Annotated in this window: 23 protein-coding genes; 4 read left to right on the forward strand and 19 right to left on the reverse strand. The window is 61.7% G+C overall.

Translation table 11 applies throughout. From position 1 onward, the window contains the following. Positions 1-411: 411 nt before the first annotated feature. The 6 genes from BBJ66_RS11985 to BBJ66_RS12010 are packed head-to-tail and all read right to left on the reverse strand — an operon-like array spanning position 412 to position 8558. Positions 412-1458 (reverse strand): carbohydrate ABC transporter permease, encoded by a 1047-nt coding sequence (locus BBJ66_RS11985; protein ID WP_190238085.1) that lies wholly within the window; start codon positions 1456-1458, stop codon positions 412-414. 13 nt (positions 1459-1471) lie between these two features. Beyond that, positions 1472-2467, reverse strand: coding sequence for a carbohydrate ABC transporter permease (locus tag BBJ66_RS11990; protein WP_071087203.1), 996 nt, complete (start codon positions 2465-2467; stop codon positions 1472-1474). Positions 2468-2469: 2 nt separating this feature from the next. Continuing rightward, positions 2470-3576, reverse strand: coding sequence for an ABC transporter ATP-binding protein (locus BBJ66_RS11995; RefSeq protein ID WP_071087206.1), 1107 nt, complete (start codon positions 3574-3576; stop codon positions 2470-2472). Beyond that, positions 3564-4928 (reverse strand): polygalacturonase PglB, encoded by a 1365-nt coding sequence (gene pglB / locus BBJ66_RS12000; RefSeq protein ID WP_071087208.1) that lies wholly within the window; start codon positions 4926-4928, stop codon positions 3564-3566. The genes BBJ66_RS11995 and pglB overlap by 13 nt, the downstream gene beginning before the upstream one ends. Beyond that, positions 4925-6019, reverse strand: coding sequence for a beta-galactosidase BglB (gene bglB / locus BBJ66_RS12005; RefSeq protein WP_049734943.1), 1095 nt, complete (start codon positions 6017-6019; stop codon positions 4925-4927). Before bglB ends, pglB begins: the two co-directional genes overlap by 4 nt. Positions 6020-6035: 16 nt before the next feature. Continuing rightward, positions 6036-8558 (reverse strand): hypothetical protein, encoded by a 2523-nt coding sequence (locus tag BBJ66_RS12010; protein WP_071087210.1) that lies wholly within the window; start codon positions 8556-8558, stop codon positions 6036-6038. 191 nt (positions 8559-8749) lie between these two features. Between BBJ66_RS12010 and BBJ66_RS12015 the strand changes: the two genes are divergently transcribed. Beyond that, on the forward strand, positions 8750-10036 hold the full coding sequence (locus tag BBJ66_RS12015; RefSeq protein WP_071087350.1) for an ABC transporter substrate-binding protein: 1287 nt from the start codon (positions 8750-8752) through the stop codon (positions 10034-10036). A 256-nt stretch (positions 10037-10292) separates the two neighbouring features. Beyond that, positions 10293-10883: a hypothetical protein gene (locus BBJ66_RS35270; RefSeq protein WP_244511663.1), complete on the forward strand. Its 591-nt coding sequence runs from the start codon at positions 10293-10295 to the stop codon at positions 10881-10883. Here the strand turns inward: BBJ66_RS35270 and BBJ66_RS12025 are convergent. From BBJ66_RS12025 to blh, 5 genes are read right to left on the reverse strand one after another with little or no spacing between them, the layout of a single operon-like run. After that, the gene (locus BBJ66_RS12025; protein ID WP_071087214.1) at positions 10779-11576 is read right to left on the reverse strand and encodes a sulfite exporter TauE/SafE family protein; all 798 of its coding nucleotides are present in this window, start codon (positions 11574-11576) and stop codon (positions 10779-10781) included. The two genes, BBJ66_RS35270 and BBJ66_RS12025, sit on opposite strands and share 105 nt — an antisense overlap. Further along, positions 11558-11989, reverse strand: a complete 432-nt coding sequence (locus BBJ66_RS12030; RefSeq protein WP_071087216.1) for a YeeE/YedE family protein — start codon at positions 11987-11989, stop codon at positions 11558-11560. The genes BBJ66_RS12025 and BBJ66_RS12030 overlap by 19 nt, the downstream gene beginning before the upstream one ends. Continuing rightward, the gene (locus tag BBJ66_RS12035) at positions 11986-12396 is read right to left on the reverse strand and encodes a YeeE/YedE family protein (protein WP_071087218.1); all 411 of its coding nucleotides are present in this window, start codon (positions 12394-12396) and stop codon (positions 11986-11988) included. Before BBJ66_RS12035 ends, BBJ66_RS12030 begins: the two co-directional genes overlap by 4 nt. Further along, positions 12393-12740, reverse strand: coding sequence for a sulfite-sensing transcriptional repressor BigR (bigR, locus tag BBJ66_RS12040; protein WP_116429630.1), 348 nt, complete (start codon positions 12738-12740; stop codon positions 12393-12395). Before bigR ends, BBJ66_RS12035 begins: the two co-directional genes overlap by 4 nt. Beyond that, positions 12731-14029, reverse strand: coding sequence for a bifunctional sulfur transferase/dioxygenase Blh (blh, locus tag BBJ66_RS12045; RefSeq protein WP_071087220.1), 1299 nt, complete (start codon positions 14027-14029; stop codon positions 12731-12733). The genes bigR and blh overlap by 10 nt, the downstream gene beginning before the upstream one ends. Positions 14030-14251: 222 nt before the next feature. Here blh and BBJ66_RS12050 point away from each other — a divergent pair, with 222 nt between their 5' ends. Then, entirely contained in the window at positions 14252-15514 is a 1263-nt protein-coding gene (locus BBJ66_RS12050; RefSeq protein WP_071087222.1) for a DUF3422 domain-containing protein, read from the forward strand. A gap of 171 nt (positions 15515-15685) precedes the next feature. Here the strand turns inward: BBJ66_RS12050 and BBJ66_RS12055 are convergent, their stop codons facing one another. The 6 genes from BBJ66_RS12055 to BBJ66_RS12080 form a co-directional block, all read right to left on the reverse strand. Continuing rightward, positions 15686-17830, reverse strand: a complete 2145-nt coding sequence (locus tag BBJ66_RS12055; protein WP_071087352.1) for a methyl-accepting chemotaxis protein — start codon at positions 17828-17830, stop codon at positions 15686-15688. A gap of 16 nt (positions 17831-17846) precedes the next feature. Continuing rightward, positions 17847-18776: a substrate-binding domain-containing protein gene (locus tag BBJ66_RS12060; protein ID WP_071087224.1), complete on the reverse strand. Its 930-nt coding sequence runs from the start codon at positions 18774-18776 to the stop codon at positions 17847-17849. A 199-nt stretch (positions 18777-18975) separates the two neighbouring features. Further along, complete coding sequence (locus BBJ66_RS12065; RefSeq protein WP_071087226.1) at positions 18976-19860, reverse strand: carbohydrate ABC transporter permease; 885 nt, start codon at positions 19858-19860, stop codon at positions 18976-18978. Further along, the gene (locus tag BBJ66_RS12070; protein ID WP_071087354.1) at positions 19850-20776 is read right to left on the reverse strand and encodes a carbohydrate ABC transporter permease; all 927 of its coding nucleotides are present in this window, start codon (positions 20774-20776) and stop codon (positions 19850-19852) included. The genes BBJ66_RS12065 and BBJ66_RS12070 overlap by 11 nt, the downstream gene beginning before the upstream one ends. 163 nt (positions 20777-20939) lie before the next feature. Next, positions 20940-22160, reverse strand: coding sequence for an ABC transporter substrate-binding protein (locus BBJ66_RS12075; protein WP_049734932.1), 1221 nt, complete (start codon positions 22158-22160; stop codon positions 20940-20942). Positions 22161-22209: 49 nt separating this feature from the next. After that, entirely contained in the window at positions 22210-23529 is a 1320-nt protein-coding gene (locus tag BBJ66_RS12080) for an alpha-L-fucosidase (RefSeq protein WP_049734931.1), read from the reverse strand. A gap of 207 nt (positions 23530-23736) precedes the next feature. On the opposite strand from BBJ66_RS12080, the gene BBJ66_RS12085 reads away from it, so the two are divergent. Continuing rightward, positions 23737-24744: a LacI family DNA-binding transcriptional regulator gene (locus BBJ66_RS12085; protein ID WP_071087228.1), complete on the forward strand. Its 1008-nt coding sequence runs from the start codon at positions 23737-23739 to the stop codon at positions 24742-24744. A gap of 65 nt (positions 24745-24809) precedes the next feature. Here BBJ66_RS12085 and BBJ66_RS12090 read toward each other — a convergent pair whose 3' ends face one another. Both BBJ66_RS12090 and BBJ66_RS12095 read right to left on the reverse strand, forming a co-directional pair. Continuing rightward, the gene (locus tag BBJ66_RS12090; protein WP_049734929.1) at positions 24810-25085 is read right to left on the reverse strand and encodes a type II toxin-antitoxin system RelE/ParE family toxin; all 276 of its coding nucleotides are present in this window, start codon (positions 25083-25085) and stop codon (positions 24810-24812) included. Continuing rightward, on the reverse strand, positions 25085-25345 hold the full coding sequence (locus BBJ66_RS12095) for a CopG family ribbon-helix-helix protein (protein WP_049734928.1): 261 nt from the start codon (positions 25343-25345) through the stop codon (positions 25085-25087). Before BBJ66_RS12095 ends, BBJ66_RS12090 begins: the two co-directional genes overlap by 1 nt. Positions 25346-25472: the final 127 nt, after the last annotated feature.

Below are 25472 nucleotides of genomic sequence, written 5' to 3' on the forward strand. Positions count from 1 at the left end.
ACACGATATGAGAAAACCGTTCGAAACTACAAAGCCATGATCGCTCTGGCCGCAACAATCCTATGGCTCAGATAAGTGTCCACAGCTCCTAGAGCGGGAGGCTGGGACGCTTTGCTGGCGTTGCGACACCGACATCAGAATTCGGCCCACTCATCCTGCTTCAAAGCCACATTGCCGCACGAGGCGGGGCGGTTCGCTGACGCTGCGTGCCAATGCCATGGCCTGTACAGCCCGAACGAGAAATCCCCCCTGGGAAGCGATGCACGATAAAGGCATGAAGCCCGCCGCATCGATCGAATTCGATGCGGCGGGCTTTAGCCGGCGCGGGGAGAGCGGAATGCGGTCTTCAAGGCTTGGGAGGATATTGCTCCACGTCTCGGCCCCGATTTCTGGGGGCTGCGCCAGGTCGGTTCACTTCATCCCGGTTCCGGCAATACCGGTGGTGATGTATTTCTGCAGGAACAGGAAGACGACGGTGACGGGCAGCAGGCTGAGGAAGGTCATCGCCAGGATATAGTGCCACTGCACGGAGAACTCTCCCTGGAAGGCGTTGAGGCCGACCTGCAGCGTGAAGTTCTCGCGGCTGTTGAGGACGATGAGCGGCCAGAGGAAGTCGTTCCAGCGCCAGAGCACGGAGAAGATCGCCAGCACTGCGAGAGCGGGCGCCGTCAGCGGCAGGATGATGCGCCAGAAGATGCAGAATTCGCTCGCCGCGTCGACGCGCGCCGCCTCGATCAGCTCATCGGGTATGGTCAGCATATATTGCCGCAGCAGGAAGACCGCCGTCGGGGAGGCCACCGTCGGCAGGATAACGCCCCAGAGATTATCGGCGAGCCCGACCCCGACAATGACGAGATAGGCCGGGACCATGACAACGGCGAGCGGGATCATCAGGGTGGAAATGATGATCACGAAGACCGTCGTGTCGCCTTTGAATTTGTATTTCGACAGGGCGAAGGCCGCCATGGCGTTGACGATCAGCGTCAGCAGCGTCGCAACCACGGTGACGAACACCGAATTCTTGAGAAAGGTCAGGAAGTTGAAGCGCGTCAGCGGATCGGTGTAATTTTCGGTGGCGACGGTCAGATGCTGCACCGGCGTCATCCCCTTGACGTCGACGCTGACCGGCTGCCCCGGATTTGCGGGATCGACCATCTGCGCCTTGAGGCCGATGCGCCGCACCATCGCCATTTCGCGCGGCTGACCGTCGACGGTAACCTGCCAGAGGCTGAGCGGTTTGTCGAACCCTGGCACGGTCTGCTCCACGGCGGCGCGCGGCAGCAGCGTCGGCGGAAAACGGGTGATCTCGGCCGCCGGCTTCAGCGAAGACAGGCCGGCCCAGACGACGGGAACGAGCACGGCGAGCGTTCCGCCGATCAGCCAGACCCATGACAGAATATCGGTGATGTCGACGCGCCCGGCCCGGCGCGTGCGAGAGAGGAAGCTGATCGGGTTCATAGAGCTATTCATCTCAGGACTCCATTCGCTTGCCGAGGCGCAGCTGTATGAGGGTGAGAACCAGAAGCACCAGCCCCATCAGAACCGATGCGGCCGAGGCCAGTCCGAACAGGCGGAGGTCGCTGCTGAACGCCATCTGGTAGATATATTGGACGATGAAGCTGTTGGCCGTGCCCGGGCCGCCGCCATTGGTCAGAACCCAGGCTTCGTCGAAGATCTGCACGGATTTGATCATCAGAAGGATGAAGACGACGAGCAGGTTCGGGGCCAGCAGCGGCAGCGTGATCCTGAAAAGCGTGCGGCGCGGTGAAGCGGCGTCGATGGAAGCGGCCTCGTAGAGTTCCTTCGGAATCGCCTGCAGACCGGCGAGCAGGATGAGCGTGTAGAAGCCCATATGGAACCAGACCGACACCACGACGACGAAGAAGCGCGACCAGCCGACATCCAGCAGGAAGATTTCAGGGGGAACGCCGATCATCTGAAAGAAGGCGTTCAGCAGCCCGTTGCGATCGAGGAACCATTTCCAGATCAGGCCGATGACGACGGGCGACAGCAGGACGGGGTAGAAGAACATCGCCCTGAAAAAGCCGCGCGCAAAAATCGCCCGATTGAGGATCAGCGCGGTGATCAGCGCCACCAGCAAAGTCGCGACGACGTTGAACCCCACGAACCAAAGCGTGTTCCACACCGCCGTCCAGAACAGCGATTCCTGGCAGGTTCCCGGCTGCAGATAATTGCCGCAGGAAAGCAGCGTGCGGAAATTGTCCAGGCCGACGTAGGGCCGCTCCGACACGAAAAGATTGGTGCCGCCGGTGAAGGCGTAGCCAACCGCGATCGCAATCGGAAGGAATGTGAAGATCGCGAAGAGAACGAGGTTCGGCGCCAGGAACAGCCAAGGCATGCGCTTGCGGCCGAAAATGCGTTCGACCGCATTCATCGGAGCCTCGACCACCCTCATCGCCGTGTCGCCTGCCTGAGCCAGCAATGCACCTGCCTTGAGCGCCGCCATGTTCAGCCCCTCCCCTGTCCTGATCGACGGGCAAAGGCCAGGCCGCTTTCGGGATCGAACAGATGGACCCGTTCCGGAACGGCATCGATCATGATCCGGTCGCCCTGAACAGGCGCGAAATGGCCGGCCTCATGAATGATGATCTGCTCCTCCTGCCCCGCAAGGTTGCCGTAGACATAGGTCTCGGTGCCGAGACCCTCGTGATACTGGACGATGAACGGCAGGCCCTTTTCGCTGGAGCGGGAAAAATGCGCGGGCCTGATGCCGGCAAGCACGTCCTGCCCGACCGTGATGCCCGTGGAATCGACATCGCTGATGATCCTGCCGCCGCCGGCGACATCGATGACCACACCGTTTTCACCGATAGCCGAGACCTTGCCCTTGATGATGTTCATGCGCGGCGAGCCGAGGAAACCGGCGACGAAAAGATTGCGCGGGTGGTCGAAGAGTTCGAGCGGCGCACCGACCTGCTCTACCCGCCCGGCGCGCAGCACGACGATCTTGTCGGCCATCGTCATCGCCTCGACCTGGTCGTGCGTGACATAGATCATCGTCGTCTTGATCTCGCGATGCAGCTTGGTGATCTCGGCGCGGGTCTGGACACGCAACGCCGCGTCGAGATTGGAAAGCGGCTCGTCGAAGAGGAAAATGTCGGGTTCACGCACGATGGCCCGGCCGATCGCCACGCGCTGGCGCTGGCCGCCCGAAAGCTGCTTCGGACGCCGGTCGAGATAGGGTTCGATCGCCAGCATCCTGGCAGCCTCGGCAATTCGCGCCTCGATCTCGGCGCGCTTGAACTTCAGATTTTCAAGGCCGAAAGCGAGGTTCTTGCGAACGCTCATATGCGGATAGAGCGCGTAGGACTGGAAGACCATGGCGATCTTGCGCTCGGCCGGCGAAAGGGCGCTGACGTCCCTCGCCCCGATCGAAATTCCGCCAGACGTGACTTCTTCAAGGCCAGCGATGACGCGCAGCAGGGTCGACTTGCCGCATCCCGACGGGCCGACGAAGACGACGAACTCGCCGTCCTTGATATCGAGTTCGACGTCGTGCAGCACTTTGACGGAGCCATACGACTTGTTGACGGTGGAAAGTTTCAGTTCTGCCATGCCCTACTCCCATCGGGTGCCGCCGTTTCGAACACGACGTCGATTGCGTTCCAGCCTTGCGGCAGCGGTGTCGGCCTTGTGATCCGCACCTCGTTCATCAAAATCCCGGCGACCCCAGCCACATAGACGGCGGGCATTCCTGCCGGATAGTCCTGCAGGCCGATCACCCGCCCGTCCGAGCCGCGCGTCCAGGCATTGGCGCGGCCACCGCCGTCAGCCTTCGGGGCGAGATCGGCATTGGTCGGACGCAGGTCATAGGTCTGTCCGGTGCCGAGCAGGCCCGGCCGCTGTTCTATGCCGACGCGCCGCAGCCAAACGTTGCGGATGCCTGCAGGCGCGGCCGCAATGACTGTGATCGCCCCTTCCATCTGCCCGGTCACGTCCTCGACGATGAGGTTTTCAATCGCACCCGCGGGACGCTCGGTGACACGGTCGACGACATTGACGGTCAGCGCCTCCCCCGAGCCCCAGAAACCATCGGGTGTTTCGCGGCACTCTACCGCTATCCTTGAAAACCTGACGTTCGATATCCGGCCGCCGTCGCGGGAGAAGATGCCGAGCGCCCGGTTGGAGGCGGAAACGCTGCAATCCTCGAAGACGACATTGGTGACGTCGCCATGCGTTTCCGTGCCGATCTTCAGCGCGCAGCTGAGGCTCTGAACCGAGCAGCGGCGGACAAGAATGTTTTCGCACCGGCCGATGGCGACACCTTCAGGACCGATGCTGGTCTTCAGGCAGATACCGTCGTCGGCCGTCGATATCGTGCAATCCTCGATGACGGCGCCGCGGCAGGCATCGAGCACGATGCCATCCGTGTTGGGAAGGCGGCGGTCGTTGTCGATCCTCACGTTCCGGACCCTGACATCGGTGCAGTCGACGAAATGCAGCGTCCACATCGGTGAGCGGCTGATATGCAGCGCGCTGATCTCGACCTCGTCGCAACCCTCGAAGACGACGACGCGGGGGCGGAATTCGGCCGGGATGAAGGTTCCGACCGTCTCGTCGTCGCCGATGATGAAGCTGTCACAACCGGCTTCGATGCGTCCCGGCCCCGTCAGGCTGATCCGCCGCGCGCCCTTGGCGACGATCATGCCGCGATCCGACTTCTCGGCGATCACCGAAACAGTCGTATGCGCGTAAGCCGCATAGTCGGGAACGGGACGCAGGATCGCGCCGGCGGCCAGATGAAGATCGACACCGGAGCGAAGCCGGAGCCCCCGGCAGAGGTGAATGCCCGCCAGGAGTTCCAGGCGTCCGCCGCCGGAAGCCGAAAGGCTGTCGATCTCCGCCTGGAGGCGGTCGGTATTGTCGCCGTCGAACGCCTCGATCGCGACGAGGGAGGTTGAAGTCATTGGCGCTGACCGCCTTCGAGAAAGACTTCCGTCAGCAGCAGCATGGTCAGCGCCTGGCCGTAAGGCGTTGGGATGTTCGGGATGCGCCGGTAGAAATCGAGGTCGTGCCCCATTGGCGTGCCGTCCGAGACGCCGTGGACAACGCCTTCCTCATCGATCTGCGCCAGCACCGCTGCAAGCGCGCGCTCCGCATGAACCTTGTCGCTCTTATCGAGAATGCCGGCGTCGACGGCGCGCAGGATGCCATAGGCGATGCCTGCCGTGGCCGAGGTTTCGAGCGGCGAGGACGGATCGTCCAGAAGCGTCGTGAACATCCCGTCCGGCCGCTGATAGGTCTTCAGCGAGCGCACCTGGCTGACGAGAACGTTCGACAGGAAACGCCGGTCCTTCTCGCCGAGCGTCGGGACGAGATCGAAGAGTTCCGGAATGGCGACGGTGATCCAGGCATTGCCGCGCGCCCAGAAGGCATTGGCGAAATTATGCCGGCCGTTGAAGGTCCAGCCGTGATACCAGAGACCGCTCACCGGATCGGAGAGATAGCGCGTGTGGATCACGAATTGATAGACGGCCTCGTCGATCCAGTCGCTGCGCTCGCAGAGCACGCCGGCCCGGGCGAGGAACAGGCAGGCCATGAACAGCGTGTCGTCCCACAATTCGCCCTCGTTGAGGCGTTCCTTGACGACGTGCTGGAAGCCGCCCTCCTCGGTCTTCGGCAATTCCTTGACGAGCCATTCGGCCCAGTCCTCGACGAGCGCGCGGAAATCGGGACGGTCGACATGCTGGACGAGGATTGCCAGCGGCAGCATCGGCGCCGTGCTGTTGATCTGGCGCGGCGGCAGGCCGCGTTCGATCTGGCCGGCATACCAGGCGACGAGCTCCTGCAGCGCCTTCTGGTCATTGGTGGAAATTGCGCGTCGCAAAAACCCGTAAAGGCCGACGCCGACCTCCCAGTCCCATTCGTCGAACTGGATCCCGGTGGTGGCGCTTTCGCTGACGAGACCTTCCTTGATGCCTCTGAGCCGGCTGAAAGCCGTCGCCACGCGATCGATCGTCGTCAGGAGCGCGGCGTTATCGACAGATGTTGTGTTCATGCTGGAGACCTATGTTTTACGAGTAGAACGGTCCGTCAGTGCCGGCTTGGGACGCGGCACTGTCGTGGGTGAGGATCGGGTGCGGCTGGTCATGGGTGTACGGCCGGGGCTTGCCGGCGATCGAAAGACCGTCGGCATAGGAAAGCGAGAGCGCGGGGCCGCCCGGCGGCGTCAATGAGAGATGCCGAAGCGCGGGATCGAAGGAAACCGTCGTCTGGCACAGGCGCTCGAGGAAGGCCTTGAAGGCGTCGCCATTGCCGCATCCGACGATAGCAGCCCAGCCGCAGAGCGGACCGTAGGAGCGCGCCTCGCGGCCGGCGGTCGGCCCATCGGCGATCAGCTCCAGGCCGTTCGAGGCCCAGAGGGCGGCAAATCCCCGGCCGGACCGCGCGATCAGCCATTTGTCTTCGACGATGAGATCGTCCAGGCCGTCGCGGCCGATATAGGCATGCGTCCATGCATGCCGTGCGTCGCGAGTATCCTCGATCAGCAACGCGACGTCGCGATGCTGGGCGACGCGCGGCAGGATGCCATTGCCGGCCCAATAGGACGGCCTTTGATTGCCCCAGGGATCGTCTTCGCCCGGATGATTGACCCACAACCTCGCCATCGGATGGCCGGCCAGCCTGACATCGAGGACATGCTGCTGGTGGCCTTTCTGGCCGGTCTTGTGATCGACGACCGTCGAAAGCTGCGCCGCCTCGTTCTTGAACAACACGAGCTTGCCGCTCTCGAGCCCCTGGCTGTAACGCGCCTCGACGCTTCTGCCCCTGGGAAGGGCGGCAAGCTCGGTCAGATCGGCGGGCGGCTCGTAGCTGCCGGCGCAGAACATCGTCAGCGCGGCGACACCGTTGTTCAACCAACCAGTTCCGAAGGCGACCTGGGCGAAGGGCGCAAGCTCGGTCAGCGGGCCGGCACGCAGTTCCTTGTCGTAGGCGCGACCCTGCGATCCGGCCGGAACGCCGGCGAGCGTGTGAAGGGCGATCATCCGGAAGATGAGATCGATCTGGCCGCGGGCACGATCGGCGATCCCGCGCTCGGCCCAGCGCTCCAGCGCCAGCAAACCGATGAAATCGATCGGGTAATAGGCCGCCGAATTCCACTCCGCCAGGCCATGAGCCTCGACGCTGTCGAACCAGCGCCCGAGGCGCCCGGCGGCGAGCTCCGCCTGCTGTCGTCCCGTCCGCCCGGAGGCCGAGAACACCGCGTCGGGCAGGAGAAGGCCGGCCAGCAACTGGCTCGTATGGAAGCAGAGCACATGGTTCTCGCTCCAGAACCACATCGCGTCATTGCCCGGCTCGTCGACCCAGTAACGGTAGGAGAGAACGGAACGGCGGATGCGATCGACCGTCGCCTCGGGCATCCGCTCGCCATAGGCGCCGAGCAACCACAAAAGCGGCACCATGACGAAATCGGAGCAATCCTCCCGCGCATCGATCGAGGCGAGTGTCGCATCGACGATACGGTCGAAGCTTTCATGGTCTTGATGGCCGGTTTCCATCATCGCGATGAGACGCCCGGCGCGGTTGGCCCCGAAGCGAGCGCTGTATTCCAGGGCGTGGCGCTTGCGGGCGGAAAGCGAGGTCTCTTCAGGCAAGGGCGAAAGGCTGCACATGAAGGCGGCATCGATGACGCGGGTGACCGAACCCGGCCCGGAACCGATCGTCATGTGGATGCCGTGATAACCGTCGGCAATGCCGCAGACATCGTCGGCCGTCAGGCTGTTCTGATGGGCACGCAGGATCAGTTTCGAATGGGCGAGAACCGGCCGCTCGTGGCCATGGCCGACAACCTTGATTTCCACCGGCAGGTCGCGCTCCGGCGCCGTGTCGAAGATGATCTCCAGCGGCTGGTTGACGAAGACGTCGCGGGCCGGTCGCACGCCGCGCGAAAGCGCTTCCAGCTCGCGCACCTCATCCTGATCAAGCGATACCGGCAGCAGCACCGAGAGCGGCTCCTTGTCCAGCATTTCGAGCTCGAAGAACCAGGTCGTGTCGCGCTCGGCGAGGTCTTCGCTATGGACGAGAATCTCGTTGTCGCCGGCGTCGAGCGACAGCACTATTTCAGTTGCACTTTCCACATTGCGCCTGAAGGGCTCGAAGCGTACCGCCTCCTGCCCGTTGACCCAGATGCGAACGCCGCCGCAGGTCTTGAGCGCGAGATTGAGCGTACGCGGAGCTTCCGTCCTGAACGTGCCCTTCAGCCATCGGCTGACATGCGTCGGCACATGCCAGAAGCTGGTAAACTCGACGCGGCGGTTCGAGCCGGGAAGATAAAGGCTTTCGGTCGGCCAGGAGGTGTCGGGGGCGAGCTCGCGACCGACCATGGTGGACCAGAAGGCCTTGCGGCAAGGCAGGTCGCCGACATCGACGAAACCGTTGATAAAGCGATAGTTGACCCGATCTTCGGCGAGCGCCGGCTCACCGGGAAAATAGCGGACAATGAGGGCTGAAACGGCCCATGCCGTTATCGTCTGCCCCTCAGCCACGCTGTATGCCGGCGCCATGCCGTCCGGCTGCTTGATGCTTTCCGCTTTCACAGATCGCCTCCTCCGCAATCCTATGAAAATATTTTCATTAGGTCATTTGGGCGCCTGATTTTTGAAAATTGCTCAAAAACATCGCTATTCGCATAGAAAATAGCTTGACGGGACGAATGTCAAGTATATGAAATTTACATATCGATGGCTGAGGCCGCGATTGATGAAAATGTTTTCATGGGAGGATGAAAATGAAAACGTATCTTTCAGGGGCTTTCGCACTGGCGCTTGCCACCGTTTCTTTTGCATGGTCCAGCGTGGCCATGGCCGAAACCCAGACGATCACCTTTCTCTTCACTGACGACGACCAGGCTTATGTCGAGCGGATGGAAGCACTGAGCAAGGAATTCGAGACCGCGCATCCCGACATCAAGGTGAATTTCGTCTCCTCCGGTTATGATGCCGTCGCCAAGCAGCTGCCGGTGCAGCTTGCCGTCGGCGAAGGCCCGGATGTCGCCAAGATCACCGACTGGCAGCTGGCGCCCTACTACCTCGACATGCGCCCCTTGATGAAAGACCCGGACGGATTCGCCAAGCTGCACGGCGACAGCCTGAACACGCTTCGTTTCCCCGGCGTCAACGATCCGAACTCGATCAACGGCTATGTCGCGTCTCAGACCTTCAACCTGCCCTTCGTCAACAAGACGCTGTTCGAACAGGCGAAAGAACCGCTTCCGAAGCCGACTGCCACGCTGAAGGACATCGTCGAAGCTTCCGCTCGCGTCGCCAAGGCGACCGGCGCCCAGATCCCCTTCACGATGGACCGCTCGGGCCACCGCTTCTCGGGTGCTGCCTTCTCCTACGGCTCGAACTACGTCAAGGACGGCAAGTTCGCCTTCCCCGACGATGCCGCCAAGCACTACATCACCGATCTCTACAACTGGACGAAGGACGGCTCTTTCCCGAAGGAAATGTGGGGCGCGGCCGGCGGAACCCAGTACAAGAACATGGGTGACGAGTTCGTCAACGGCAATGTCGTGACCTATATCGCCGGCAACTGGATGGTCAATCCGTTCCAGAAAAAGATCGGCGACGCCTTCGACTGGACGGCGATCAGTGCGCCCTGCGGCGATGCCGGTTGCTACGCAATGCCTGGTGGTACCGCGATCGTCGGCTTCAAGCGCACCAAGTACCCGCAGGCCGTCGCCTCCTTCATCGAGTTCCTCGGCTCTGAAAAGGTCCAGCGCGAAGTCGCCGAAAACTACGTCATCCTGACCGGCGCCGACATCAAAGACCCGCAGTACAAGCTTGAGAGCAAGAACGCCAGGGACGCCATGGCCGTCTTCCTCGCAAGCCGCGACAGCGCCCCGAAGGCCGCCCGCGACCTGGAACGCCTCAAGGGATCTTCCGCCATCTATCAGCTCATCGTCCAGCGGATGAGCCAGCTGATCGTCGGCGAGCTTTCCCTCGAAGACACCTTCAAGGCGATGAGCGCGGACGTCGACAAGGTCAACGTGGCGCTCGCCGCCAACAAGTAATCGGCCGCGCCTGCGCCCTCCGCAGAATGCGCGCTGCATCAGCCACGGTCTCGCAACGGGCCGTGGCTGATCGTTTTTTTGCCCTGCTTACATTCCAGTCTCGAACAGTTCGATCGGTTTCGAATTGTCGATCAACTCAACCACGCTAGGTCTTTCCCCAAGGAAAGGTAGCGTCATGAATGTCATCGAACGAAGCAGGCAGTCCCGCTCAAACCTGAAGCCTGCCGCACTCGCAATTCTGTGCCTCGGCGTGGCCGTGGCGCAGATCGATACATCCGTCGTCAATCTGGCAGTCCAGCCGCTGCTGCCGATGGCGCTCAGCTTCATCGCCATCTCGCCCTTCTCTGGTTCGATCACGGAACGCTTGGGAAAGAAGAGCGCCATCTCGGCGGGGCTGGCGGCGATGAGTCTCGGCAACCTCCTGCTCGGCTTATCTTTTTTGGCCGGCGTCGGCATGGGCATGGCGACAGGGCCTCTGACGGCAGTCGCGGTGTCGACCGTGACCGCCGATCGCGCCGGCACGGCGAGCGCCCTGATCAACGTCGCCCGCATGGTGGGAGCGACGATCAACGTCGCCGTCCTAGGCGTTATTTTCGCTTTCCTCGGCGAAGCCGAAACGGCCTTCATCGTCGCGATGGCGGCCGGCGGCAGCGTGCAGATGCTTGCTTCATTGCATGGCGGTCGCTCTGAACGCGCAGCCAGATGCGGAGACCGTGTGCGATCCATTGTCTTCCAGGCGCACTCACCTCGGCAGAAATGGTCCCGCGTTCCGATACAGGATGTAACCCGCGACCACGAAGACGAGCACGGCGAAGAGGCGGTTGAGGACGTTCTTGTACGCGCTTAGACGGGCGGCAAGGAGCATGCCGAACGTTCCCCCTATGAGGCCGCCACCGATGAACTCGGCGGCAAGCCACCAGTCCACCAGCCCGGAACTGGCATAGTTCAGGGCCGTCGCCAGCCCGAACACACCGACAGACAGAAGCGAGGTGCCGACCGCATTGATCATCGGCATGCCTGTGGCCAGCCTCAGCCCGGGAACGATCAGAAATCCTCCGCCGATGCCGAAGAACCCGGATGTCGCGCCGGCGGCAAGTGCCACGGCGCCGGTGGCAAGGCACATCCTCAAGTCGACCGGGCGACATTCTGCCGCCACCGCCTTTTTAGGCTTCAACATCAGGACGCCGACGACCAGCATCAGAATGCCGAACAGGAAGATCAGATGGTCTCCGTCCATCGCCTTGCCAAGGCTGGAACCGGCGAGAGCGCCGACAATGCCGAGTAAGGAGAAGACGACCGCGCAGCGCCACCAAACGTGCCCCTTGATTGCATGGCCGGCAAAGTTGGCGAATGCGTTCACCGAAACCGCAAGCGCCCCGGTGCCTATGGCGACATGCGGCTGCGCCAAGCCGACGACATAGAGCAGCAGTGGGGTGGCCAGAATGGATCCGCCTCCGCCCAGGAGGCCGAGCATGAACCCGACGAGCCCGCCGGAACCGATTATCGATAAACTCGAATAGTTCACGGGCGTCGGTTCCATACCCTGTCATGCAAGGTCATCCCGACCAGCATTGCGGCGACCAAAAGGACCGTCTGGGGAAGGCCGATTGAGAGGGAAGCGACTGCCGGGCCGGGACAGAATCCGCCGATCCCCCAGCCCAGACCGAAAAGGGCGGAACCGACGACCAAAGGAGCATCGATCTCACGGCTCTCAGGCACATGGAAGCTGTCGTCGAAGGCTGGATGCGTCATCCGTTTCATCACCTGCACGCCGATGAAAGTGACGATCACCGCGCCGCCGAGAACGAATGCCAAGCTTGGATCCCAAGCGCCGAAGATATCGAGGAAGCCTTGAACGCGAACTGGATTCAGCATGCCGGATAAGGATAGCCCAAAGCCGAAGACGATGCCGGATGCGAAGGCTGCGGAGGATCGGCGAAGTTTCAGGTTCATGATCCGAACGTTCTCAGAGCTGCGACGGCGACCACGCCTGCCGTCAGAAAGGTGGCGACCGCCACCATCGATCTTGGCGACAAGCGGGCAAGCCCGAGTACACCGTGTCCGCTGGTGCAGCCCGATCCCATTCTCGAGCCGAAACCGACGAGCAGTCCGGCAACCACGATCGGCGGCCAGCCGGCGGTGATCTGCACGGCCGGCAAGTCGCCGAACATCATGAGGTAGGATAGCGGCCCGAGTAGCAATCCAAGGACGAAGGCAAGGTTGTCGGTTATGCCGGCGCCTTGTATCAGTCGACCGACGATCCCGCTGACCCCGGCAATCCGGCCGTTGAGGAGGAGAAACATGACCGCGGAGGCGCCGATCAGCACGCCTCCCATCAACGATGGAAGATAGGCACTCATTTTTCTTCCTTCACGCAGAAAATGTCGTACAGCGCGCCGACCAGTTGGGCCGCCTTCTCCTCCGTCAGCCGGTAGAAGATCTGCTTGCCTTCCCGCCGGGTTTCGACGATGCCCGAACCGCGCAGCACCGTCAGATGCTGCGACAGATGCGGCTGGTGGACGTCCACCTTCTCTTCCAGCTCGCCGACCGCATACTCCCCCTGTACAAGCGTGCAGACGATCATCAGGCGCGCCGGGTGAGACAGTGTCTTCAACAGGTCGGCGACCTCGCCGGCACGCGACAACAGCTCGGCGGGCGATAGCCCCGCTTTCATCATCTCTTTCGGATCGGAACTCATGCCCATGCGGCTCCCTGCAATGCGTTCAAGGGAAACTTGAGATAGCGCTTACCGTTGGCTTCCGGTTCCGGCAGGCGCCCGCCGCATATGTTCACCTGCAAGGCATGCAGGATCAGCTTCGGCATCGGCAGCGTCTTGTCGCGCTTCGTTCGCAGCGCCACGAACTCTTCCTCCGTCACGTCGGCAAGATGCGGATTGGATTTCTTCTGATCCGCGACCGTGCTTTCCCAGCGAGGTTCGCGACCGTCGGGCTGATAATCGTGGCCCGTGAAGATCCGGGTATCGTCCGGCTGCGCCAGGATGTCCTGGATCGACCTCCAGAGAATACGGGCATCGCCGCCAGGAAAGTCGGCGCGTGCCGTGCCGCTGTCGGGCATGAAAAGCGTGTCGTGCACAAAGGCAGCGTCGCCAATCACATAGGTGACGGAGGCTAGCGTGTGCCCGGGAGAGAACAGCACCTTCGCGTCGATCGAACCAATCTTAAAGGTTTCGCCATGGGCGAACAGCCGGTCCCATTGCGAACCATCGGTCGCGAGGTCCGGCCAATTATAGATGCCTTTCCACAGCTTCTGGACGTCAACGACGCGCTCGCCAATAGCCGTGCGAGCGCCGGTCTTCCCCTTCAGATACCGGGCCGCCGAGAAGTGGTCGGCATGCGGATGCGTATCGAGAATCCATTCAACGATCAGGTCGCGATCACTGATATAGTTGAGAATAGCATCGGCACTGATGGTCGCCGTTGCTCCGGCCTTCTCGTCGAAGTCGAGAACCGGATCGATGATGGCACATTTGCGCGTGACGGGATCGGACACCACGTACTGGACGCTCCAGGTGCGCTTGTCGAAGAAACCCTTCACCTGCGGCCTGCGCGCGGCATGCTTCCCGAGCCAGGCTGCGGCGGAAGCAGTATCGAAACCGCGGCTGCGTCCGAACTCGACGACTTCGCCGACAGACATGCGACCATCGAGAACCTTACCAATGAGGTAAAGGCTCAAAGACCGTCTGCCCGTCTGGCAATGCGCAACGACCGGCCCTTCCGCCTCGGCGACGGCCCGCTGGAAAGCGCGCACATCCGCCTCGGTGATCGTATCGGCCGTAACCGGAATGAACGTGTAGGACAGGCCGCAGCGTCTCGCCTCCTGACCTTGCGCGCGCGTCCCCGGCTGAATGGAGTCTTCGCGGTCAGGCCTGTTGTTAATGAGCGTCCGGAACCCGCTATCACGCAGCAACCGGATGTCCTCGATACTTGGCTGCGGCGAGATCGAGAGTTTCTCCGAAATTGCGGTGACAGGCATGATTGGCTCCGTGGCAAAAAAAGTCAGTATATATTCTAATATAATATATATTTTTTAATTATGAATGAGTCAAGCGGCAACCGATGCAGTCTCCACATCCGATGGTGAAGCCGTCGTGACACGAGCCTCGTGAGAGGCTATAGGCGTCGTGGTCAATTCCAAAAGCCGGCAACTCCGGTCATGTCAGCCGTCGATCTGTCTACCATATAGAGGTGCATCTCCATGCCGATGGGTTCCGAGCATCCGCTGCGCAGGGAGTTGCATGACGAGCTCCATGCGCGGCCCTCGCTTTACTTCGACGGCGACACCGATGTCTGGCACGTCGCCATCGTCGGCGACAACGGCTCGCCTCCGCTGCCGGTTTCCTTGCCGGGGCTTGAGGACGTCTCGACCACCCACGGAGGCAACCACGGCATCGGCCGCTTCGGCGACGGCCGGCTGAAGTGGGAGGCCCATACCGAGTTCCTGACGCTGACCTTCGTCACGCCCGCGGCCTCCGCGCCCGGTACCCATCCGCCGGAAGCCTTTCAGGCCTGCTACCGCAAGATCGAAGGAAAGGTGATCGCTGCCGTCCGGGTGCTCGTGCGCGACGAAAAGAACGGACAGGCTCTCGAAAAACCGAATCTTGATTATGTCGCCTCCGAGGTCGGCGGCGGCGATGCCGAAGTGCATACGAACTTCCGGCTGAGCGACAGCGGTTTCGTCGAATTCCTGTTCTTCAACCGCAACCTCAACGCCTATCGCACCGGCCGCATGGTCCGGCGGTTCCTGGAGATCGAGACGTACAGGATGATGGCGATGCTGGCGATGCCGATGGCGCGCGAGACGATCTCGCAGCTTTCGGCCTTCGACCAGCGCCTCGATCTCCTGATCGCGCACATGCAGAGCGCCGTCAAAGTCGACAAGGCGCTGCTATCCGAGGTCACCAGGCTTTCGTCAGATGTTCTCAATTTCTCTGCCCTTGCCCGCCACCGCTTCGGGGCGACGACAGCCTATGCCGAAATCGTCGCCAGCCGGGTGTCGGAACTGCGCGAAGAACGCGTCGAGCAGCGCCAGCGGATCGGCACCTTCATCCGCCGGCGCTTCCAGCCGGCCGTCCGCTCGGTGCATGCCGCCGAACGCCGCCTCGATGAACTCGCCGAACGCGTCAGTCTCGCCGGTGACCTATTGAGAACCACCGTGCAGGTCCAGCTCGAAGATCAGAACGCCTCGCTCTTGACCTCAATGGAAGAGCGGGCGCGCATCCAGGTGCATATCCAGCAGGCGGTCGAAGGCTTCTCCGTCATCGCCATCACCTATTACACCGTCGGCCTGGCGAAGATCTGCCTCGAAAGTATTTCCGAACTCGGTGTCGATCCGCACATGGCCAAGCTCGCCGTGCTCGCCGCCATCCCGCTCGTGCTTTTCGCCGTCTGGACCGCGGTTCGCCACGTCCGCAAGAGCATCGCCGGCGGCCCGCATGGCCCGACATCCGGGAGCCACTGAGGCGACGTCCGCCCTCACCCTAGCCCTTGCCGGGGTGAGGGCAGCTTTCCGCCAACCGGATAGCCGCAGCACAATGCCTGGACTAACGCCGATTAAAGGGCGAGCTTTTCAAAGAACTAAGCCGCCGCCCTTTCGAGGCGGCGGCGTTCGTTAGCTTAAATTGGTGCGCCGTCAGGACGCCATTGCGTATTGGCGGTGGCCCGATGCCCGGCCGCTGCTCGTTCTGAACCGTCGCAGCAACTCGGCAAGGCTTTCGGTTTCCTGGGTCAGGCTCTGGGCGGCGGCCGTGGTTTCCTCGACCATCGCGGCGTTCTGTTGCGTCACCTTGTCCATCTGGTCGCCGGCGGCCGAGACCTCGCGCAGGCTGGTTGCCTGTTCGCGGGCGGCAACGGCGATCTCGGCGACGGTCGCATTCATCGCGGTGACCTGCTCGACGATCTGTTCGAGCGAGAGGCCGGATTCGCCGACCAGCTCGACGCCGTTTTTGACCTGTGCCGAGGAGGTGGAGATCAGTTGCTTGATCTCCCTTGCCGCATTGGCAGAACGCTGAGCGAGTTCGCGCACTTCCTGGGCAACCACCGCAAAGCCCTTGCCGGCTTCACCGGCACGCGCCGCTTCGACGCCGGCATTCAGCGCCAAGAGATTGGTCTGGAAGGCGATTTCGTCGATGACGCTGATGATGTTGCCGATCTTGGACGACGAATTTTGAATCTCCGTCATCGCGTCGATGGCGCGGGCGACGATCTCGCCGCCCTTTTCGGCATTGGTGCGGGCCGTCGCCACGACAGCCTGGGCGCGGCCCGCACCTTCGGCCGTGCCGTTGACGCCGCGGGTGACGTCGCCGAGTGCGGCGACCGTTTCTTCCAGGGACGCTGCCTGCTGTTCGGTGCGGCGGGCGAGATCGTTGGAAGCCGTGGAGATTTCCGACAGACCGGACCGAATGGTGGCGACCGCGCGAATGACGGAGTCGACCGCTTCCTCGAGGCTCGCGACCGAGTTGTTGAAATGATCGCGGATCCTGACGTAGCGATGGTCGACTTCGCCGACGCGAACGGTGAGATCACCCTTCGACAGCGCATCGAGGCCGACGGAGATCTGGCGGAAGGCATGTTCCATCACCTGCGCATCGCTGAGCCGCTCGGCCTCCTGGCGCAGCCGTTCTTCTTCGGCGGCGAGGCGAGCTCGCTCGGCATTGGCTTCGGCGATCAGCTTGGCACGGCCCGTCTCCTGGAAAACCTTCAGCGAACGCGCCATGGCTCCCAGTTCGTGGCGATGCTCGACCCCCGTTATCGCGATCCCCTCCTCGCCGCGGGCAAGCTGCTCCATGGACTGGGCCATCTTGCGCACCGCCGAGGAAATCAGCCGACCGACGAAATAGGAGAGCACCAGGCCGATGACGATCAGCAGGCCGCTGATGACGAGCGTCGTGCTGGTCGCGGAAGCGACCGTCGCGTCCACCGAACCGTCCAGATTCTTCTGGGCGCCCGTCACAGTCGCCTGCAAATCCATGAACTCGCCTGATATTTTTGGCGCAAGCACGCCGAGCTGCGTCTGACGAATATTGCCGGAGGTCTGCAGTACCTCCTTCATGTCGCCGAGACGGGCGGTGTAGTTCTGCATGAGCTGGCCGGCGCCCATCAGGCGCTTCTTCTGCAGCTCGTTCTTGGCGGCCTTGGCGGCGGCATCGTTCAGCGCCACCGCTTCGGCAAGCGCTGCCTGCGCCGTGTCATAGGCGGCGAAATCGTTGGAATGGACGAAGCGCTCGGAGAAATAAAGGCTGCGGTTCAGGGCTTCCAGCGTTTCCGCCGTCATGTGCAGCAGGGCCACGTCATTCTGGCGCCAGGCGCTGCGCATGACGTCATTGAGCGCGATACTGGTCCAGGGCCCGAATTCGGTAACCTTGGAGATCAGCAGGTCGCGCCGGGCCTGCAGGGAGACGATCTGTTCGAATGCCTTGCCGTAGGCGGCAATATCCTGGCGGATTTCTGCAAGCCCCGACTGCAGGTCCTTGTTGCCGGCAAAACGCGGATCGTCCGCCTCGAAAGCCTTCACACCGGCGCGGAAGCTGTCGACGACAGCCTGTGTCGGCGTCGAGCGGAAAGCCTCCGCCGACATCTGGATTTCGTGCAGCTGGTCGCTGTAGTCGGAGATGGCCAGACTCTGGCCGGCGGTGGCGCGATAGGAGGCGAAGATCGCGGCGAGCCCGTTCATGCCGGAGATCGCGCTGACGGTAAGTAGGCTCATCAGCAGGATCAGCGGCACGAAACCTGCGGTGATCTGCGCGCGAATGCCGAATTTATTCCAGAAATGCAACATCATAGGCCTCTTATGCTCACTGGCTCTTCGGCAGGTATTGGGCAATGTTCTCAGGTGTGACGAGTTCGAAGGGAACGTTGTTTTCGCGCGGCACCTTCTCCTTTTTGATGAGCTTCATGGCGGCATCGACCGCAGCCGCGCCCTGCCCGACGGCGCTCTGGAGAACGGTGACATCGAGATCGCCCGCTACCATTGCGGCGAGCGCGTCGTCGGTCGCATCGACGCCGCCGACGACGACGTCCTTCATCGGAATATTGGCTTTCTTCATGGCGCGGATCGCACCGAGCGCCATCTCGTCATTGTTGGCGATCACAGCATCGAACTTGACGCCGGCCGCCAGCCATTCCTGCATCTGCTGATCGGCATAATCGCGCGACCAATAGGCCGCTTGCTGCTCGACGATCTCAAGACCTTTGCATTCCGGCGTCGCGATGACATCTGATATGTCCTGGGTGCGGGTGCGGGCGGCCACATGGAAGACCTCGCCCATCAGCACGACCACGCGGCCCTTGCCCTTGAGGAGAGAGCATACTTGCTTCGTCTCCAGCGTACCGGAGTCTTTCTCATCGGAGGCGACAACGACCTGATTGTCCGGCAAGTCCAAGAGATTGGAGGGCGTCGTGTTGATGTAGATCAGCGGAATGCCGGCATCCGCTGCAATCTTGGTCATTTGCGGCCCGAGATCGCCATCAGACAGCATCATGATAATGGCATCGACCTTGTCCGCGACGAACTGCTGAACCTGCTTCCTCTGCAGCTCATTGTCGCCATTGGCATTCTGGGCGACGAGCTTGAGGCCTGATATCGTCTTCCCGTGCGAGACGACGCCGTTCACAAGCATCTCTCTGAACTTATCAAGATTGGTCATCGAAACCCCGATCGTCTGTGCATTGGCAACAGAGACCGATATCGCCAGGGCGATGGATGCAAGCGTGGCGGTTTTCATGAATTCCCCTGTGCAATTCGGATATGAACGCGTTATTTCAAATCTTGGTTAAATTTTACTTTTCGACGTGAAGCGAAAGTTAAGCGCGCGGGAATGATCTAGCGGCGGCAGAAGCGCGTTCTTCGGCGGCACTCGGTCGGACTTGAAGGACGTCGAGACGAACTTGATGCGGCGCCTTCAAGTCTTTGTTTAACTGGAACTACCTTCCACCGAAGCCGGAGCTGACAGTGATGCCTCTATAGATCACCCTTTGCAGCACGATGGCCAGGACGACACCCGGCAGCATGGAGATCGTCGCGCCCGCCATGATGTAGTTCCACGCCGTGCCCTGCTGGGTCTGGAACAAAGTGAGCCCGAGCGGCAGCGTGGCTTTTTCCACCCCGCTGGTGGCGATCAGCGGCCACAGGAAACTCTTCCACTGGGCGATGAAGGTGAAGAGCGACAAAAGGCCGATCGCCGGCATGGCGAGCGGCACGATGATCTTGACCAGAATGCGCAGCCTCGAAGCGCCATCCATCATCGCCGCCTCGTCGAGATCCTTGGGAATACCGAGGATGAACTGCCGCATCAGGAAGGTGCCGAAAGAGGAGAAAGCGACCGGCAGGATCATGCCGTGATAGGTGTTGATCCAGCCGAGCTTGCTGACCAGGAGAAAGAGCGGGATCACCAGCATCACCTGCGGGATCATCAACGTGCTGAGATAGGTGAGCAGCAGCCCCTCGCGGCCGGGAAACCTCAGCCGGGCGAAGGCGTAGGCGGAAAGGCAGGATACCGCAATCACGATCGCCGTAACGCCGCAGGCGACAACAAGGGAATTCAGCAGGAAGGTGCCGAACGGCAGGGACACCAGCGCTTCGACGAAGGTGCCCCAATGATACTCCTCGGGGAAGATGCGAACCGGCACGGCCATCACCTCGGTATTGGAGCGCACCGCGTTCGACACCATCCAGAAGAAGGGAAAGAGGAAAAGCAGCGCGATCAGCGAAAGTCCCGCATAACTCAAAAAGTTGCCGATGCGCCGCAAGATGCGATGCCGGCCCGCAGAGACGGAATGCGGATGCCGTGAGTTCGGGTCAGTCGTCATAATGCACCCATTTGCGCTGCATGTGGAACTGCAGGATGGTGAGCGCCATGATCATGACGAACATCACCCAGGCAAGAGCGGAGGCATAACCCATCTGGAAGTTGGTGAAGCCCTTCTGGTAGATGGCAAAGCCGAGGGTCGCCGTCGCCGAGCCCGGGCCGCCGCGCGTCATCGCGAAGATCTCGTCGAAGACCTGCAGCGAGGTGATCGCCGTCATCACGGTCGCGAAGAACACCGTCGGCGAGATTAGCGGCAGACGGATGCGCCAGAAGCGCTGCCAGGCATTGGCGCCGTCGATCGTCGCCGCCTCGAGATAGTGCTTCGGCACGAGATCGAGCGCGGCGTTGAACATCACGACGTTGTAGCCGACATTGGCCCAGAGCGTAACGAGCACGACCGCCTGCATCGCCCAGCTCGAACTCAGCAGGAAATTCGGCAGGCCGAGGCCGAGTGCGCGGATGATGGTGTCGGCCAGCCCGTCCGGCGTGAAGATCAGCAGCCACACCACCGAGGCGGCGATCGTCGGCGTAAAGGTCGGCAGGAAGAAGATCACCCGGAAGATCGCCTTGCCGCGCTTCAGGCTGGATATCCACACCGCCAGCGTCAGCGAGACGATGATATTCACAGCCAAATACTCGACGGCGAAGAACAGCGTATTCCGCAATATGGCGTAGAAGGCCGGATCGACGGTGAAGAGTTTGATATAGTTCTGAAAGCCGACGAAGGACGGCGTCGAGATCAGCTGCCAGTTGGTGAAGGAGAGCGCCAGCGACGCCAGGATCGGCAGGGCCATGAAGATCATGAAGCCGAGAAAGCTCGGCAGCAGGAACAGCATGGCCGTCTGCGTCTCGGGTTTCAGAAAGCGCCGCGGCCGACCGGGCTGCAGGGGAATTTCGGCGACGGCGCTTTGCGACATGTCTTCCTCCATGCGCGGCAATCCTGCCGCCGCGCTTTAACCTCTTGTTTTCATGCATGTCGTCGCCGCAAAACCGCGCACACTTTTGCGCGACATGCTTTAGCCCTTTGTTTTGATGCATGTCGTTGTCCCGGAACCGCTGCACACTTCCGGGCGACATGCATTATTGCTGCGCGAGGCTCTGGATCGACTCCATCGTCTGCTTGGCATCGGCGCTGCCGCCGAAGGCCGGCGGGAAATACTGGTTGAAGAGGTTTTCCACCGCCGCCCAATTATTGGTGATCACGTAGGGCACGGAATGCGCCAAGGAATAGTCGATGGCCTCGCCGCCATTGGTGATGTCCTTGGCTGCCACCTTGTACCAGGAGGATTGCGATGCCGTTCGCGCCGGCAGCGCGCGGCCCTGTTCGGCGAGATATTGCAATGCCTCCGGGCTGGTCAGCACCTGGATCGCCTTCCAGGCCGCATCCTTGTTCTTGCTCGTCGTGGCGATGCCGAAACCTGAGCCCGCCGTGACGGCCGTGAGCTCCGCGTCTGCGCGCGGGAGGGAAGTGGAACCGATTTTGAATTTGACCTTGTCCTTCATGCCGATGATCGACCAGGGACCATCGACATACATGGCGACATTGCCCGAATAGAACCGGCCCTGGATGACCGTGCCGGCATCGGCGCTCGACGGCACCAGCGGCGCGATCTTGTCCTTGGCGGCAAAGCCGATCACCTTCTCGGCCGCGCCAATGGCGCCCGGATTGGTCAGGTCGAGCGCGCCTGAATCGTTGACATATTTATCGCCCCAGGCCGAGGCGAGGACCGAATAGTTCTGCGGGGTGATGCCGAAACCGTATTTGCCGTCCTTGGTCAGCTTCTTGGCGGCATCGGTGAATTCGGCGAGCGTCCAGCCCGGCTTCGGCAGCGGAATGCCGGCGGCTTCCAGCGCGTCCTGGTTATAATAGATGACCCACGGACCGACGTCGTAGGGAAGGCCGTAAAGCTGCTTGTCGACGGACATGCCGCCGATGATCGAGGGGGTGAAGGCGCCGACGTCGAACTTGTCGGCCGCGATCCGGTCATTCAGAGGCTCAAGCAGCGAATAGAAATTCGGCATGCGCAGCGACTGCATGGAAACGATGTCGGCGAGTTGGCCGGACGCCGCCAGCACCGGCAGCCTCGTCCAGTAGTCGACCCAGCCCGTCGTCGTCAGCGTCACCTTGATATCGGGGTATTTGGCGGTGACCATGTCGGCCAGGTGCTGCCAGCCCTTGGTGTCGGCATCGGAACCGGTCCACATCTGCCAGGTCAGGTTGACCTGCTCAGCCGATGCGGCTGTGGCAAAAAGACTGCCGCCGATTGCGGCGAGCAAAAGCGTTTTCTTCAGAACCTTCATGGGTTTCTCCTCCCTCCATGACGCAATGAACACGCGGATGCGACCGAGCTCACGCCTTGAGGACGATCTCGATCACCGGGACGGTAACGTCAGGTCGCCGGACCGGCAGTTCGAACGTGATCATGCCTTCCGGCACCATCACGCCGATATTGGAATCCACATCCCTCGTATGGCTGAGCCAGCGCACTTCACTGGCATCATGCAGGAATTGCGCATAGGCGATCCTGTCGGCGAGGCCCTCGATGTGGATGTGGCGGTAAGGCCAGTTATAGACATGCAGATAGACACGGGTGCCGCGCTGGGTGTAGCGGCATCCAGCCGGTACCGGCAGTTCCGATGGCCCGGCCCCATAGATGGAGCGGCCGTTGACCGCCATCCAGTTCTGGTAGACCTCAAGCGCATCGACGGCGCGCGCGTCGAAGGTGCCGCGGCCGGTCGGGCCGACGTTCATCAGCAGGTTGCCGCCGAGCGCGACGGAATCGATCAGCAGCTGGATGATCTGTTCCGGGCTCTTCCAGCTATCCTCGTCGCGGTGATAGCCCCAGGAGCCGCTGAAGGTGTGGCAGGCTTCCCAGAGCACCCCTTGGCTGGCGATGGCAGGCGCCACGCGCGGCGTATATTGCTCCGGCGTCGTCACGTCGGGCAACTGGCCCGGCGGCAGATCGAGGCGGTTGTTGACGATGATCTCGGGCTGCAGCTCGCGCACCAGCTCGATCAGCCGTTCGCTCTCCCAGTCGGCGCGCCCCTTGCCGGGCAGGCCGTGATATTCGCGGCCGGGATAGCTGAAATCGAACCAGATGATGTCGATGCGGCCGAAGCCGGTCAGGAGTTCGCGCACCTGTTCGCGCATATAGGCGGCGTAGTTAGCGATGTTGCGGCCGGCATTCAGCGCCTTGGCGTCCAGATGGTTGCGGAGGGGATGGTGGACGTCGATCGGAAAATCAGGATGGTGCCAGTCGAGCAGCGAATAATAGAAGCCGATCTTCAGCCCCTCGGCGCGGAAGGCCTCGACCAGCGGCGTCAGCAGATCCCTGCCGCAAGGCGTATTCGGCGCCTTATAATCGGTGACCTTGCTGTCCCACAGGCAGAAACCCTCGTGATGCTTGGTCGTCACCACGACATATTTCATGCCGGCAAGACGCGCCCGCCGAGCCCACTCCTTGGGATCGTAGAGATCGGGATCGAAATTGTCGAAATAGCGCTGGTAATGCTCGTCGGTCAGCTCTTCACGGTTCTTCAACCATTCGTGCCGCGCCCCGAGAGCATAGAGGCCCCAATGGATGAACATGCCCAGTCTGTCATGGCTGAACCAGGTGTGCTTACCCACTCCCGATACCGGATTTTGCGGCTGGCGCTCCGAACTCGTCACAGGTTTCTCCTCCCTGTTTTCCGGCTCGACATCATATCGAACCGGTTCGGTGACTGAACATCTTCCTTGAAGCCCCACCTGTCAAGCCGATTCCACCACAACCGTCGCTGAAAAGTTTTTACTGCTCCGATAGGCCATTTCAGACAAGTCTGTTGCACCGAGAAATAGAAACTGACATAACAAGGCTTTAGAACCGGTTCGATAGACATGACGACCATACGAGATGTCGCGCGGCTCGCGGGAGTTTCGATCTCGACCGTCTCGCTCGCGCTCAACAGCCCGAAGCGGGTCGGCGCCGAGACGCTCGACCGCATCCAGCAGGCGATCAAATCGACGGGCTACCGCATCGATCCGGTCGCCCAGACGCTGGCGCGCGGCCGCAGTTCGCTGATCGGTTTCGTCTCAGCCAATCTCGGCAACATGTTCTTCGGTGACATCCGCCGGGAGATCGAGCACCAGGCGCTCGACCACGGTTATTTCGTGCTGATCGCCGATTCTTCCGGCCGGGCCGAACTCGAACGGGCGTTGCTGGAGCGGATGGAAGCGCAGAAGATCGCCGGCATCGCGCTGGCGACAAACGGCCACGGCGCGGAATACGCGGCATTCCTGCGCGACTTCAAGACCCCGATCGTGATGTTCGACCAGAAGGTGGAGGGCGCGGCGCGCGATTTCGTCGGCTCCGACAATCCGCTGACGACGACCATCCTGACGGAGCATCTGCTGCAGCTCGGCCACCGCCGCATCGGTTTCATTTCCGGCCCCTCCGGCCTGCATACCGCCGATGAGCGCCTGAAGGGTTTTATGGATACGATGTCCGCCGCCGGGGCGGATATCGACCCCTCGCTGGTGGTGGAAGGCGGCTACACCAGGACCGGCGGCCACGCGCAGGCGATGCGGCTGCTGACACGGCGCGACCGCCCGACCGCCATCATCGGCGCCAACAACATGATGGGCCTGGCGGCCCTGCAGGTGATGCAGGAAATGGGCTTCCGCTGCCCCGACGACGTGTCTTTGGCGATGGTCGACGACGTGCCCTGGAGCAACGTTATCACCCCGCGCATCACCATGGTCGTGCAGGATGCTCAGAAGCTCGGCGAACTCGCGGCGCAGCGCCTGCTGGCAAGAATATCAAGCCCCGAAGCCGCCGCCGAGCCGCCGCAGGATTTCATCCTGACGCCGAGATTCGTGCGCGGGGAGTCAACCAGGCGGCTTTGAGCAACTCTCAGCCGGCAGCGCCTCTGGAGGACACTTTCAATAACGTGCCCAACCCCTGTTCGTTTTTACCGGTCTTCACGCGTATGCCAGAGCCGCAATACATAGATGGCCGACTGCCGTATTTCATAACGTAGCTCGTATTGGCCAACGAGAATGCGGCGGACCTCCCGAGGATCGAACTCCTCCAGCCGCTCGCCAAGGCGCGGCTGCTCAAGCAGCCGCAGCGGCGCTGCCGTCAAGGCCTGCACAGTCCGAGCCGCCGCCTGTCGATTGACCGGAGCGAGAAAGGCATAGAGGCGGTCAATGTCCGAGACCGCTTTGCTCGTCCATTTGAGTTCCATTAACGAGGCAACGAAACCGGCGCGTCACTGTCGAGACTATCGGCCCAGGCCTGGACGGACTGATGATCGACCACTTTGCCTTCATCCACATCAGCCAGCGCTTCCAGCGTCAAACGGCGACGCTCCTCCTCCTGATCGATCCATGCCGTCAGCGCCTGCTTGACGATCCACCCGCGCGAGCGCTCAAGCCTTGCGGCGAGTTGATCGACCTTTTGCGCAAGGGGCAGGGGAACATGCGCAGTCAGCACTTTGGTTTCCATCAAAACCTCCTTCAATCATGATCAATCATAGTGATTGGTTCCGATTATGTCCAATATCGAACCCCATGAATGTTAGCGCTCTTTTCCTCCATTGAAAGAAAGGGAAATTTGTCATACATGTGTGATG

The organism is Rhizobium sp. RSm-3, assembly GCF_001854685.1.
GTDB classification, from domain to species: domain Bacteria; phylum Pseudomonadota; class Alphaproteobacteria; order Rhizobiales; family Rhizobiaceae; genus Rhizobium; species Rhizobium ecuadorense.